This is a genomic window from Nonomuraea fuscirosea, from assembly GCF_003001935.1.
GTDB classification, from domain to species: Bacteria; Actinomycetota; Actinomycetes; order Streptosporangiales; family Streptosporangiaceae; genus Nonomuraea; species Nonomuraea fuscirosea.
Genome location: NZ_PVNG01000006.1, coordinates 253,921 through 266,216 on the forward strand (window position 1 = coordinate 253,921; position 12,296 = coordinate 266,216).

Here is a 12,296-nt window from a genome sequence, read left to right on the forward strand (position 1 = left end):
AGGTGCGTGAGAGAAGATCAGTGAGGGCGTCAGGCGTCGGTGCCGCGCCAGACGTGCAGCACGAGCTGCCCGCCCTTCACCACCGGCCCGAGCCGCATGTCCGGCCCGACCAGGTGTTCGGCGTCGTCGTCCACCAGCACGCCGGCGTCGGTCATCGCGCCGTCCACCGCCGCCTTCGCGGACGGATACCAGTTGCCGGGGTCGCGCCTACGCCTGTCGTTCGGCCGGAGCTCGCCAACGACGTACACCCGCTCAAGCCGGGGCAGGCCAACCGCCAGGGAAGCCCTGTGGCCAGCGCGGCGCAGCAGCTTCGTGACGCGAGCCTTCGCCATCGGGTGCAGCCGCTGATTCGAGTTCAGAAGCTCCAGGCCCGGCGGCAACTCGATGCTCCAGTCCGGGGCAGGCCGCTCGTCGAACCACATCGGTCACCCCCTCGCTACTGGGCAGAGGCGAAAGCCCCGATCACCGCCCACGAATGCCACCTGAACAGGACTTCCGGCGCGTGCCATCCGGCCGCGACCATGGCGTCCGCGGTGGCCTGCTGCGGGTACGGCCGCAGCACCCCGCGCAGGGCCTTCGCCTTGGCTCGGATCGCCGAGTCGCTGATGCCGTGCGCGGCCTTGTAGTCGTGCGCGACGTCCTGGCCGATCTCGGCCCACCGGCTGTCGATGGCGCGGATTTTCTCGGCGACGATCAGGGCGCCGCTCTCGGCCGAACGCTGCCGGGCGAGCCGGAGCGCCTTCACCCGCTCCTTGCGCGGTAGGAACTGCAGCGTGAACAGCGCCAAGGTCAGGTCGGCGTCCTCATGCGCGAGCGGCCCGTCCTGGATGCGGGTCGCGCTGAGCATGGCGTCGTACACGCCGCCCACCTTGGAGGCGAGCTTGCGCAGTTCGACGGCGGCCTGGTCGAGCATCGCGGGCTGCTCGTCGTACAACACGAACCGGACGCCCCGGTCAGGGTGCCGCTCCAGGATGCGCCGCGCTGACGCCCCGGTCGACGCTCCGAGGTCGGCGACCAGGCCGCCGGCCGGGACGAGCCAGTCGGTCGTCTCGGCCACGAGGTCCTGGATCACGTCGTAGTGCGGGACGCTGGCGCGCACGTGGTCGTCGAACACCTCGACCACCTCGGGCGTGAACTGCCAGCCGCCAGTGTCGAACCGTTCGGCGACGTCAGCGTCTCTCTGACGCGGCAACCGTGCACCAGTCAAGGGAGAATCCTCTTTAGACCGACATGTAAAGGCGACATATCCAGAAAGACGGGCGATTGGAAATTAAACGTGCCCGGTTGGTCAGATTTTCCCAATAGATTCATTGGCGGGAAATTGAATGTGCATTGTCTTGGTCTGAAAAATCCGGCGATAGACTTCATTTATTGCTTCCGCATCTCGTGGGCCGCCTAGTCGGCGGACTTCTGCGACAGGGACAGCGAGGAGAGTTGCAATGTCGAAGACCAAGGGCTACCTGAACGCGATCATCGCGCCATTGCTAGTTTTCGCCGCACCACTCCCTGCATTCGCGAAAATGGACAGCAACCGCGATCGCGGCCCCGACACCTGGATCAACAACAAGATCACAGGCGGACAACTCTTCGTCGACATCCCCAGCGAATGTCGCTACAACATCGAGAACCCTGAATGCGTCCTCGGTAGGCGTATCCGATTGGGTGCCCGAATCGGCGGCAATTACCATGCCTTCTTTTTTGAGAGCTCGCCCGGCATCACAGGCGATCTAATCAGATGGACCGGCCTGAACGGGACGAAGTGTTTGGATGTGGCACATGACGGTAAAGCCAATGGCGCGGCCGTAGTCTTGTGGGGTTGCCACGGGGGCCCTAACCAGCGGTGGAGAGCGGATAGCTTCTACTCCGGCCCCCACAAGGGTTTCAGGATCCTCGTGAGCGTCAGCAGCGGCAAGTGCCTCGACGTCCACAACGGGGCCTACCCTGAGTGGCCACGCCCCAATGCTCCCCTACAGATATGGGACTGCTTCCATCCCACCGATCTTAGAAAGGCTGCGAACCGTGTCAATCAAGTCTGGGAGTTCAAGCGATACTAGTATTTTCCTGTCCTGACGAGATGAAGCTTGCGGATGGCGAAGCGTACATCTCATGCACTGTTCCTGACGAGGCGCTGGTATTCGGCGCGGTAGAAACGGGCCGGGTTCGGCAGCACGTCCATGATCGCGGTCTTCAAACCTAACCCGTCCTGGAACGCGACCTTCGGCCGCCTCACCACGGCGTCGGGCAGCAGCCCGGCGTACGCGCGCTGCAGCACCGCCTTGGGGTGGGCCTTGCCGTCCGCCACGGCGTGCTGCGGCAGCGACAGCGCCAGATCGACCACGTCGGGGTCGCAGAACGGCAACCGCCCCTCCACCGAGTGCGCCATAAACGTCTTGTTGACGCGCGGGAAGTTCTTGCGGGCCTGCGCCGCCATGAGGTCGCACCGGTAGATGTGCCAGTCGGTCTTCTGCAGCGCGTGGAAGGCGAACCCGTAGCTGGCCCACAGCTCGTCGCTGCCCTCGCCGGAGTAGGTGACCTTGAAGCCGTCCGAGCGGATCCGCTCGGCGAGCTGCAGGCACGCCCACCCGATCTCCACCTGCGCCTTGTGCGGCATCTCGATCACGGACACCACGCGGGCCAGGTCGTCAGCGGTCGGCGCCGGGATGTCCACCTCTATCAGCCGGATCCCGAGCTGCTCTGCGGTCTCGCGCGCGCACCGCAGGTCCCGAGACTTCGGGTCCATGCGGGCGGTGTACGCCACCAGATCGGGCACGTGCTGCGCCAGCTCGTACGTGATCGCGGCCGAGTCGATGCCGCCGGACAGCAGCGCGCACACCGGCACGTCGGCGATGAGCCGCCGCTGTACCGCCCGCGCCAGCGTGTCCTTCAGCGTCGCCGACGCGAGCTCCAGCGTGTAGCCCGCCGGCGTGCACCGCTGGGTGTGGAAGCGGCTCCACTGGGCGCGGCGGCCGTGGAATGTCCCCCACTGCCCGGCGGGGACGTCCGCGATCAGGTGCGCGGCCATCGGGCGGCCAGCCGCGGCGAACGCGCGCAGCTCGGACGCGGCCATGACGGGCTGCGCCAGGTGCAGGTGCAGCGGGATCTCGCCGTGCCGGTCGCGGGCGACGTGAAGCACGCCCGGCCGCCGGTCGTCGGCCCACGCCACGGCGAACATGCCGTTCACCATCGGCAGGGCTCGTTCGGGGCCGAGCACGGCGAGCGCGGCGGCCAGGGCCTCTGTGTCGCCCGTCGTCGCCCAGCCCCGGCCAGGGACGCGCTCCTCGACGGCCTGGCGCAGTTCGGCGGCGTTGTAGATCTCGCCGTTGTAGGCGACCGTGACCGGCCCGTCCCGGTACGGCTGGTCGGATCGGCTGTCGAGGTCCTGCACCGCGAGCCGGGTGTGTCCGAGATGCACGCCGTCCACTTCGACCAGGCTGGACGCGTCCGGCCCACGATGGGTGAGCGCCGCCACGGCCGGGGCCAAGTCGAGCCGACCGAGGCCGGCGACGACACCGCACATCAGATCCTCCCCGCGTCTCGTAGCGGCACGAGCACCTGATCGCGCACGGTCTTAGCGATCCGCGCCATCATCACCGGCGGCACGGCGCGGCCGATCCGCTCCCACCGGCGGTAGTAGGAGCCGGTGAGCTGGAAGTCGTCCGGGAAGCCGCCCAGGCGGCGCAGCTCGGCGAGCGACGGGTAGCGCGGGTGGTCGGGGTGGGTGAGCGCGGCGGTGCCAGCGGTGCCCGCCCTGGCCACGATGGTGTGCGCGGGCTGGTCCCACGCCATCCGCTTGAGGCTGGTCCGCTTCTTGTGGCCTTCGCCGGGCCGCAGCTCGTGCCAGTACTTCTCCACGGCGTAGCCGCGCAGCGTGAGCGGCTGCCCGGTCTCCGGGTCTTCGGCCAGGTCGTCGTGCGCGCCCGGCAGGTCGCCGATCGCGTCGCGCACCGTGTACCGGTACGGCAGCGGCGCTGGGTGGGCAGGGTCAACGCCGAGGTCATCGCGGACGCCGACGAAGATGAGCCGACGCCGGGCCTGCGGCACGCCGAGCCATTGTGCGTCGAGCAGCTTCGCCGTGACGCGGTATCCGGGCTTGCGCAGCGCGGCCAGGATCTCCTTGAAGTAGCCCTTCGCGGTGCCCTGCACCAGACCGGCGACGTTCTCCGCGACGAACACTTTGGGCTGCAGGTCGCCGAGGAGGCGCGTGAACTCGAAGAACAGGTCGTCCACCCGCTGCTTGGTGTCGCTGTAGGTCTTGACGGTGTCCCACCCGGCCTCGCGCTTGCCCGAGGAGGAGAACGCGGCGCACGGCGGGCTGCCGTCGAGCAGGTCGAGCTCTCTCACCTTGAGGCCGATCCGGACGAGGATGTCCTTCGCGGTGACCTGGCGGATGTCGCGGGTGTCGAGGTGGGTGTACGCCGCGGCGTTGGCCCGGTAGGTCTCGGCGGCTGCGGCAATGAACTCCGACGCCCAAAGTATGCGGAAGCCGGCCGTGCGGTAGCCGAGCGACGAACCGCCACAGCCGGAGAAGGTGCTGACGGCGTTGAAGCCGTTCCACGGCACCGCCCGGACCTCGGCCATGGTCGGCACTCGGTACGGCAGCTTGGTCAGGGGTGCGGCCTCCACTTGTGGCCGTGAATCTCTGGCAGGGGGCATGGACCAATCCAGTCGAGAGAGGGCTTGGAGTCCAGCACGATCAGGTGACCTGAGCCATACAGGCCAATGCGAAGACGAGAATCGGTCAGCTGCGTGGCGAGTCGCTCCACCTCTTCCACACGGAACCCGTCGTTCAGAGTCGAACGGTGTACTCCGAACGTCTACCTTGCTTGAACAGCTCCCGGAGGTACCCTTGAGGGGCGCGTTGAAAAGCGGATCTCCGATCAAGATTCACTGTCCTTACCCGAATCCTGAGCGATGCGGGCCCTACCCGCCCACCTATGAGCCTGGTTTGCTCCCGTAACGAGGCTCATAGGCCGGGATGTGGCCCGCCTCGTTATTGGAGAAGGGAAGATCATGGATCGCGACCCGGAGAGGCGGAGCCGTTGGTGGTGGCTTCCGGGATCTTTAGCCGCAGCAGCCTCGGTTGCACGGCTCGTGTATGAGATCTTCCGCGACCGGGCTGGGCTCCACTAAGGCCCAGTAGGCCCCCGACTTGCTCGGGGGCCTTTCCCATTAGGCGGCGCGTTGCCGCTCGGCCTTCGTTGATATCACTTGGGCTTACCACTCCAGCTATACGCGCAGCGCGGGCACTGGTAGTCGGTCGAGATGTCGTCGTCGAACTCCTGGAAGCCCTCCGGCGACGGCCCGTCCGCGTCGCGGGTGCCGCCGCCGACGCCGTACCGCTCGTCGTAGTCCAGCACGCCCTCGGTGATGTGTGCGTCCGCCGCGAGCGCCTCCTGCAGTGTGGCCGCCTCGTCCTCGGAGTAGCCCGTGGCCGCAAGCAGCGCCTCGTCAGCCGCCCGGATCTCCTGCAGCGACAGCGCCAGCACGTCTTGGTCCCATCCGCCCTTTTCGTTGGTGCGGTTGTGGGCGATCATGTACGCCTCGGCGTCCGCGTCGGACCGGGACCGCCAGCCGCGCACGATGGCCGCCATCCACGTGCCGTCCTCGCCCAGCTGCACGCCTTCCGGCGGGCTCGCGCCCTCGGCCTGCATCTGCATCAGGACTTCCTTGCGGCCGTGCCCGGCGACCAGTCGGCCGGTCCGCTCGTCTACCTCTCCGGCGACCACGCACCCGAACGTCTCGATGGACCTGCGGATGCTCGACAGGTCGTGGTCCTTGGCGTTCCGACTCGCGGAGGGAATCTCCGGGATCGGCATGTACTTGATGTACCGCTTCATCACGCCTCCGCCTCGGCCGGCGACGTCGCGGGGAAAGCGCGGACGATTGCGTGGAACAGGTGGTCCTTGACCCGCTGCGACTGCGGCAGCGCCGCGTACGGCAGCAGACACGGATGCGTGCGCGCCTCGTCGTCCTTGATCAGGCCGTACGTCCAGCCCTCAGCCGTCTTCGCCTCGCACCACCGCTCGTGCAGCTCCTGCGGAGTCGCGCCGGCCAGCGCCGCCTGGACGCCTTGGACCGCGGACTCTCGCTGCCACTCGGGCGCGTCGGCCCAGTGCGGCGACGGAGCCTCACCGGCGGCGATCTGCATGACGCGGTTCGCCTCGTGGCAGACGCGGGCGATCGTGGTCACATACACCTTCATGTCGGGGTCCTCGGGGTTTTCGGGGGTGCGGGGGTCGTCGTCGGGCAGCTTCTCCACCTCGGCCGCGGCTTCGCGCAGCAGCTCGGCCATGTCCGCGCGGAACGCCTTCGTGTCCAGGAGCAGGGACATCTCGCCTGGCTCGTCGCCGGGGACCGCCTTGAGAGGCAGCAAGAACTCGCCGAGGAGGACGTCTTGGGAGCCGACCCGGAAGATCAGGCTGCCGGGCACCGTCATCGCCATCACGCCACCACCGGTTCGCAGGCGAGCAGCTGGTGCCCGCGCCGCTTGTACCAGGCGTCGAGGGCGTCGGCGAGGACCTCTTCGATCTCGACGGTGACCTCGTCGACGCTGGTGTCCTCGGGCAGGTGGTCGCTGTCGTTGATGGTCGCGGCGACGGACCAGCGGATCAAAGTGGCGCTCACGGGGTGCCTCCGTCCGTGGTCTGCGGCTGGTAGCCGTACGCGGTTCGGCGCTCGCTCAGCTGCTTGGCGGCCAGCGTGCAGGCCAGCACGTCCCAGCAGCGGGCCTCGACGGCCTCCTCGGGCACCGGAACCGACGCCGCGGTGGTGCCTCCTCTGCCGGGGCGGGTGACGATCGGCGTGGCCGACTCCCACTCGACCGCCCAGTGGTACTTCGCGGCCCACTCGGCGCGCGGGCGGCCGAGCCGGACCCGCTTCAGGGTGAGCTGCACCTGGTGGCGGTCGCCTTCCGGCATGAGGATCCAGCCCATGACCGGGCCTTCCACGGGGCGAGAGCTGTACCGCTTGGGGCCGAGCAGCTTCTCCACCAGGTCGAAGCTGACGCTGCCGTGCATCCACCACGGATCGTCTCGTGACCACTCGTGCTCGCGGGCCCACAGCTTCCAGCGGAGCGCCCACTCGCTGACCGACACCTCGATGACGCGCGCGGTGTAGCCGGTTGGGTTCAGGCGGCGCTGCAGCCACGTGCCGAACCCCTCGGTGTGCAGGTAGAGCGCGCCGAGCGGGTTGAGCCGGATGTGCGTTGCCAGCGTGTTGTCGCCGCCAGCGCAGCCGACCTCGAACGCGATCGAGAACGCGCCGAACGTGCGGTCGAGCAGGACCTGCGCGCCGAGGCTGCCGGTGGGCTTGGCTGGCCACGGGCCGGGCAGCCGTAGGCCGGCGCGGACGCGGTTCATGGCCGCCCGCACTTCCTCGGTGGTGAGGACGTGCCGCTCGGGCGTCTCGTACAGGCCGTCGTAGCGGGAGCCGAGAGGCCACTCTTCGGGGGTGAGGTCGCCCTGCGGGTCGGGGCGGACGCCGCATCGGTCGCAGGTGACCCAGCGGCGCGCCGCCAGGCCGCGCTTGTGGCGGCCGTACCCGTCGATGACCGGTTTGTGGCCGAGCAGGCGGCACCGCAGCATGAGGCGGGGCGCGTCGTTGAGCCAGACGCTTCGATCGACCAGCAGGCCGGGCGTGGGGTGGCCGTCGTCCTTGCGGTTGTCGCGGGAGTGCCAGTGCACGAGGGGGCCTCCAGGTGGCGAGGGGTGGAGGGCCCGGCCCCGGCTCGTTTTCCGCGCCTCCCCCGATGAGCGCAGGGCCGTGCCGGGGCCGGGTGAACATGGGGAAGGCCCCGTCCCATCAAGGGGATCGGGGCCTTCCAGCTCGTTTCGCGTCTCAGAGCGTCTGAGACAAGATCGACTCATGGGGGGGTCGAGAGCCATGCGGCGCGCCTTGAACGGGCAACACGCGCGGGCTCAGAGACGCGTACGAGCAAACATGCAAGCACTTTGGCATGCGTGTTCCACTCTGGCGGGCAGCATATGCACTGTTGTCAAGCCTCCGCAACCCTGATCCGCCAACCAGACGCGGCCGAGGGCATCCAGGGGCAAGCTCACGATCAGAGAGAGGGCGGCGGCGTGATCGATTTCGGCGGGCGGCGACCCTCCGAGTAAAGGTGTTCGAGCATCCGGGCATATGGCTGCAGAGACAGAGTTTCCTTACCTCCCCAGGGGAGGTCGAACTCCTCCGGTAAGCCGACCCAGACGTGGAGCCGATCAGGGTGCACAACCGACCCTGCCGCCTGCCAGACAGTCATAACCTTGACCCGGGTTGGACTCCTTGGCGATCGGCAGATGGGCAGGGCTCGCTTATATAAACGCGCGCGATAAAGGCTCCACACCCTCCAGCCAGGAAGGATGCTCCACAGGGATTAATAGAGATAAATGCCAGAGAGTATTGCTGGACTATTTATACTAGGGCACTATTCGCGTCGGCGGTCGTATTAAATGACTGCACACTCTACCTGGGAAGACTTGGCATGTACTAAGCGATTGAGGGCTCTTGGAAGATCGGAAGCCGGGTGCGCGACGACTCCTTGCGGATCGAACTGGTGCGCACACGGAGAAGAAACCCTAGATAATAAAAACTGCTCGACCTCCCGGGGTAAAGGGCCCCAAGAGGCGAGCAATGATACCGACCGAGTCCTCAGGACCGTGGCCGGGGTGGAGCGTCGACAACTCCACTCTACGCCACGGACCAGGGCCTCGGTTGGATCACCGACCGAAGGAGTGATCGTGCATAACCTGCTGCCCATGCCCTGGATCATCGACGTGTGGAGCCTGTGCCTCAACCCGCTCTGGGATCGTGAGCGGCCATGGATCTCGGTGATCCCCGTCACCGTGGTGATCCTTGTGCTTCTTGTTTGCGGGCAGATGCAGCCGACGTGGGAGGTTCACATCTACCTCTAGCCGTTCCTCCGCCGATCGATTAACCCGTCCCCTACCTGCTCAACACCATGCGGGCCGAGCACCTCAGCGTGCGAGGCCCGCACTGTGCGCTCTATGGTCAGGCTGCGACGGCGTGAATCTCACCGCGTCCTTACACTGCCCGCTTCACATTCGGATGCGCGCTGTGGCGTTGTCAGCCCACTGGCCGACGATCCACAGGTACTCGTGCAGCGCAGCCCTGCTTCAGATGAGCACCAAGGCGTCGTCTGAAACGTCTTCGGTTCGCACTCGCCACCGCCCGTCCGGCAACCGATCTGACGCTACTCTCATCCGCTCCGCCCATTCCGCCGTGGGCCAGTGCGTCCAATCGCTCCACACCACCTGGGGCAGGAGCGCACGGATCAGGTTAGCGCCGTCCAGGTCAGCGCCGATGAGGTTGGCGCCGGTCAGGTTCGCGTTGGCAAGGTTGGCTCCGATCAACCTCGCGCTCTCCAAAATCGCGCGGGTCAGGTTTGCGCCAGCCAGCTCCGCGTCGATGAGCTTCGCGCCAGACAGGTTGGCGTGGATCAGGTTCACACCGGACAGGTCCGTGCGGATGAGGAACGCGTCAGCCAAGAACGCGCCAGCCAAGTCCGCGTCGGTCAGGTCCGCGTCAGTCAGGTCCGTGTGGGTCAAGTTCACTCGGCTCAGCTTTGCGCCGCTGAGATGTGCGCCGCTCAGGTTCGCGCCACTAAGGGTTGCGCTAATCAAGGTCGCGCCGGACAAGTTCGCACCGCTTAGGTTCGCACCGATCAGACGCACGCTGACGAGAGTTGCACGGCTTAGGTTGGCGCCGGCCAGGTCCGCGCCGGTCAGGTCCGTGTCGCTCAGATCTGTGTCGCTCAGATCAGCGCCGCTCAGGGGTGTACTTACCAGGCCGGTGCCCCAGGTATTACCGAATGCAGGAGCGGTACGTGTCCAGGCCGCCGACCACCGCCCGATCCGGCCCTCCCCTGATGGACGGAAGGCGGGCGAACTGCGGGCGAAGGCTGCGACGATTCGGCCCGCCAGCGAGTCAGCGCGCAGCATCTCGCCCCTCCTCCACACCAGTGATCTCCGCTTCACTTGACGGGTGTTCCCGGAGGTTGAGCAACTCTTGTGACAACGATGGGCCGCTGGCACCCGCCGCTGGAAACGCAGCCGGAGCATCAGCCAGGGGCAGGTCCGCCTGTACGGGAATCTGTTGGCTGAGCTTCTCCAGGATGAGAGGTGCGGCCGTGCCCAAGGCAAACGCAATGAGTGGCGTCACGCAGTCCACCGAAGCTCCTGCGGCGCCCGCGACCACCGCGCTCAGTGCCGCTCGGACGAGCACCGAGACGAAATAGGGGCCGCCGCCCGGTCCGTACGGGTAACGCCACGGCCACCCTCGCCCCACTCTCCGTGCCGCCTTGAAAAATTCCAGCGCCTCGATGGCCAGACCTCCGCCCAGCCCCCACAACGCAAGCACCCAGACGCTCATGCACTGACCGTAAGCCGACCATGTCGTGCCGCGCACGGCTTCAGGACAACTCGCACAACCTAGGCGTGACCGGGGGCTCTGACGGACGCCCACAGCTACGAAGGTTCCGGGGCCTCACATGCCGATGCCCGCCGTGGCGTTGTCCGCCCACTGGTCCACGATCCGCAGATACTCGTGCAACGCAGTGCCGTTCGGCGACTATCCGCCTGCACGGCGATCGTCTTGGTGTCGTGCCCGGCCGCCCGCGCCGCCGTGGCGAGGCCGGCGCGCATACTATGCCCGGTGATGCCGTCCAGGCCCACCGCCTCGGCCGCCGCCGTGACCGCGATCCCGATGCTCTGCCCCGTGATCGGACCCAGCATCTTGCGCCGGTTGAAGCGCAGGAATGCGGGCCCGTCCGGGTCGAGGTCCGCAGCCGCCGCCCACGCCAGCCAGGCGCGCCGGGGGCACGGCGACCCCGCGCTCCCGCAGGGACACCGCCGCGCCGTACAAGTTCCGCTCGATCGTCGACGGCGCCCTGCCCTCCTTCCCCAGCCAGATCACGAACCCGAGGAACGCTCCCGGAGTGCCGACCTCCAGCGGGATGCGCACGGCTGACATACCGCTCCCAGGCCCGCCAGTCGGAGGCATAGGCGCGCAGGGTGTTGTCGGCGCGGGACTCGAACTTCTCGGCCGCCTGGTCGAGCGCGGCGTTGTCGGCGGATCCCAGCTCGCGGCCGCCCCGGAGCTTCTGCTGTTCGTCAAGCAGCGTGCGTGTCAACCGCTCATCGTCATCTCCTGTTTGGCTGGGGGCTGAGGGCAGGCCCCAGATCTTTGCTGGCCATTGGTTTACAACTGGAGACGCTCAGGTGTTCTGTCGAGGTAAGAGCTAGGAGAACGCCATGTCGATGCAGTGGGCGCTCGCCATTGCAGCCCTCATCAATGTTGTAGGGCACGTTTGGGCCTGGAGGAATCTGCCGCGAAACACCGCACTCCTGGTGTCGGCTTGGATTCTGTTGGTAACGATCTTTCTTGTGGTGCTGCTTGTCCATGCGATATGGGTGATCGTCGTGTTGGCCCTCGCCGCTGTGGTCCTTGCGCTCTTCTTGGCTGCGCACTAGTGAGTATGCATTTGTGGGTCGTGCCGTCCGGTTCGGCGCTCCCAGGAACTTGTTGAACTACATGCCAAGCCGCTAGCTCTTTCACTTGCGTAACGAAACATATCTCTAACTCACGATAAGAGACGTTATCGTGAGTTATGCCACGATTGGCGACGCTATGGGCGAGGCCGCTTCAACCACTGCGGAAGGCTTCGAGCCGCAGGATGGCCAGGATCGCTCAGGTCCGCCACGTGTAGTCGGAAACTGTGCGCATGCTGCCCTTCCTCGACGGCTTTCCGCATTACCTCTTCGCTGAGCGACCGAACCACCGGGCTCTCTCCTGACCGGTCCACCACCACATCCGGCTCGTTGTGCGGCGCGAGTCGCCCCAGGTGCCAGCCCAGTTCGGCAGCCCTCTCCACCAGCCCATCTATCTCAGCGTTTCCGACGGACGCGCCCCGCGCGTCGGCTTGCGCTAGTTCCTCCTCCACGCTCTCCCGAGCCTGCTCCACCTCGGCCAGTTCCACCGCTACCCCCGCAGCCTCCAACCGCTTCGCCCGCCCCATCGTCGCCGCCAACGGCCGGCGCAACACCACCACCGCCACCACCACAGCGACAGGCCAGGCTAGAGAGCTCACGAGGGACGCCACAAGCTGGAAACCCGACATGACTCGCGCCACCTGTCCCATCCGCGATGAGCCCCGTATCGTCAGGTTATGTCGGGATTGCCGATGTTGCCTGCGCAGCGCCGCGAGGCGCTTCGAGCCCTACGCGCTCAGAGGCGGAAGACGGAGAGACTGCTTCTTATAGCGATGGTCGTGATGGGGTTCT

At 66.9% G+C, this 12,296-nt stretch carries 14 protein-coding genes; 3 read left to right on the forward strand and 11 right to left on the reverse strand.

Going from position 1 to position 12,296, the window contains the following annotated elements:
• Positions 1 to 29 precede the first annotated feature (29 nt).
• A complete protein-coding gene (locus B0I32_RS16270; protein WP_106239704.1) occupies positions 30 to 422 on the reverse strand; it encodes a hypothetical protein in 393 nt (130 codons plus the stop codon).
• Between the two features lie 14 nt (positions 423 to 436).
• Entirely contained in the window at positions 437 to 1,192 is a 756-nt protein-coding gene (locus tag B0I32_RS16275; protein ID WP_106239707.1) for a class I SAM-dependent methyltransferase, read from the reverse strand.
• Positions 1,193 to 1,439: 247 nt separating this feature from the next.
• Here B0I32_RS16275 and B0I32_RS16280 point away from each other — a divergent pair, with 247 nt between their 5' ends.
• Entirely contained in the window at positions 1,440 to 2,054 is a 615-nt protein-coding gene (locus B0I32_RS16280) for an RICIN domain-containing protein (protein ID WP_146178181.1), read from the forward strand.
• Positions 2,055 to 2,104: 50 nt separating this feature from the next.
• On the opposite strand, the gene B0I32_RS16285 is transcribed toward B0I32_RS16280, so the two are convergent.
• The 6 genes from B0I32_RS16285 to B0I32_RS16305 form a co-directional block, all read right to left on the reverse strand.
• The gene (locus B0I32_RS16285) at positions 2,105 to 3,517 is read right to left on the reverse strand and encodes an asparagine synthetase B family protein (RefSeq protein WP_106239709.1); all 1,413 of its coding nucleotides are present in this window, start codon (positions 3,515 to 3,517) and stop codon (positions 2,105 to 2,107) included.
• Positions 3,517 to 4,623 (reverse strand): DNA cytosine methyltransferase, encoded by a 1,107-nt coding sequence (locus tag B0I32_RS16290; protein ID WP_219911839.1) that lies wholly within the window; start codon positions 4,621 to 4,623, stop codon positions 3,517 to 3,519. Before B0I32_RS16290 ends, B0I32_RS16285 begins: the two co-directional genes overlap by 1 nt.
• A 581-nt stretch (positions 4,624 to 5,204) precedes the next feature.
• Positions 5,205 to 5,837 carry a ParB N-terminal domain-containing protein gene (locus B0I32_RS16295; RefSeq protein WP_106239714.1) on the reverse strand — a complete coding sequence of 211 codons (633 nt, stop codon included), beginning with the start codon at positions 5,835 to 5,837 and terminating at the stop codon, positions 5,205 to 5,207.
• Complete coding sequence (locus tag B0I32_RS58820; RefSeq protein WP_219911840.1) at positions 5,837 to 6,442, reverse strand: RyR domain-containing protein; 606 nt, start codon at positions 6,440 to 6,442, stop codon at positions 5,837 to 5,839. The genes B0I32_RS16295 and B0I32_RS58820 overlap by 1 nt, the downstream gene beginning before the upstream one ends.
• Positions 6,442 to 6,624 carry a hypothetical protein gene (locus tag B0I32_RS56455; protein ID WP_146178182.1) on the reverse strand — a complete coding sequence of 61 codons (183 nt, stop codon included), beginning with the start codon at positions 6,622 to 6,624 and terminating at the stop codon, positions 6,442 to 6,444. Before B0I32_RS56455 ends, B0I32_RS58820 begins: the two co-directional genes overlap by 1 nt.
• The gene (locus tag B0I32_RS16305; RefSeq protein ID WP_106239716.1) at positions 6,621 to 7,682 is read right to left on the reverse strand and encodes a hypothetical protein; all 1,062 of its coding nucleotides are present in this window, start codon (positions 7,680 to 7,682) and stop codon (positions 6,621 to 6,623) included. The genes B0I32_RS56455 and B0I32_RS16305 overlap by 4 nt, the downstream gene beginning before the upstream one ends.
• Before the next feature lie 1,053 nt (positions 7,683 to 8,735).
• Between B0I32_RS16305 and B0I32_RS57680 the strand changes: the two genes are divergently transcribed.
• Positions 8,736 to 8,909 carry a hypothetical protein gene (locus B0I32_RS57680; RefSeq protein ID WP_181307449.1) on the forward strand — a complete coding sequence of 58 codons (174 nt, stop codon included), beginning with the start codon at positions 8,736 to 8,738 and terminating at the stop codon, positions 8,907 to 8,909.
• A 222-nt stretch (positions 8,910 to 9,131) separates the two neighbouring features.
• Here the strand turns inward: B0I32_RS57680 and B0I32_RS16315 are convergent, their stop codons facing one another.
• On the reverse strand, positions 9,132 to 9,956 hold the full coding sequence (locus tag B0I32_RS16315) for a pentapeptide repeat-containing protein (protein ID WP_106239721.1): 825 nt from the start codon (positions 9,954 to 9,956) through the stop codon (positions 9,132 to 9,134).
• Positions 9,943 to 10,386 carry a hypothetical protein gene (locus B0I32_RS57685; protein ID WP_181307450.1) on the reverse strand — a complete coding sequence of 148 codons (444 nt, stop codon included), beginning with the start codon at positions 10,384 to 10,386 and terminating at the stop codon, positions 9,943 to 9,945. The genes B0I32_RS16315 and B0I32_RS57685 overlap by 14 nt, the downstream gene beginning before the upstream one ends.
• A gap of 881 nt (positions 10,387 to 11,267) precedes the next feature.
• On the opposite strand from B0I32_RS57685, the gene B0I32_RS16325 reads away from it, so the two are divergent.
• Complete coding sequence (locus tag B0I32_RS16325; RefSeq protein ID WP_106239725.1) at positions 11,268 to 11,486, forward strand: hypothetical protein; 219 nt, start codon at positions 11,268 to 11,270, stop codon at positions 11,484 to 11,486.
• Positions 11,487 to 11,641: 155 nt separating this feature from the next.
• On the opposite strand, the gene B0I32_RS57690 is transcribed toward B0I32_RS16325, so the two are convergent.
• Positions 11,642 to 12,133 (reverse strand): hypothetical protein, encoded by a 492-nt coding sequence (locus tag B0I32_RS57690; protein ID WP_181307452.1) that lies wholly within the window; start codon positions 12,131 to 12,133, stop codon positions 11,642 to 11,644.
• Positions 12,134 to 12,296 lie beyond the last annotated feature (163 nt).

Excerpts from the sequence above, each read along its gene's own strand:
- B0I32_RS16270 (WP_106239704.1), bottom strand. The coding sequence starts at position 422 with ATGTGGTTCGACGAGCGGCCTGCCCCGGACTGGAGCATCGAGTTGCCG.
- B0I32_RS16280 (WP_146178181.1), top strand. The coding sequence starts at position 1,440 with ATGTCGAAGACCAAGGGCTACCTGAACGCGATCATCGCGCCATTGCTA.
- B0I32_RS16285 (WP_106239709.1), bottom strand. The coding sequence starts at position 3,517 with ATGTGCGGTGTCGTCGCCGGCCTCGGTCGGCTCGACTTGGCCCCGGCC.
- B0I32_RS16295 (WP_106239714.1), bottom strand. The coding sequence starts at position 5,837 with ATGAAGCGGTACATCAAGTACATGCCGATCCCGGAGATTCCCTCCGCG.
- B0I32_RS58820 (WP_219911840.1), bottom strand. The coding sequence starts at position 6,442 with ATGGCGATGACGGTGCCCGGCAGCCTGATCTTCCGGGTCGGCTCCCAA.
- B0I32_RS16315 (WP_106239721.1), bottom strand. The coding sequence starts at position 9,956 with ATGCTGCGCGCTGACTCGCTGGCGGGCCGAATCGTCGCAGCCTTCGCC.
- B0I32_RS57685 (WP_181307450.1), bottom strand. The coding sequence starts at position 10,386 with ATGAGCGTCTGGGTGCTTGCGTTGTGGGGGCTGGGCGGAGGTCTGGCC.
- B0I32_RS16325 (WP_106239725.1), top strand. The coding sequence starts at position 11,268 with ATGTCGATGCAGTGGGCGCTCGCCATTGCAGCCCTCATCAATGTTGTA.
- B0I32_RS57690 (WP_181307452.1), bottom strand. The coding sequence starts at position 12,133 with ATGTCGGGTTTCCAGCTTGTGGCGTCCCTCGTGAGCTCTCTAGCCTGG.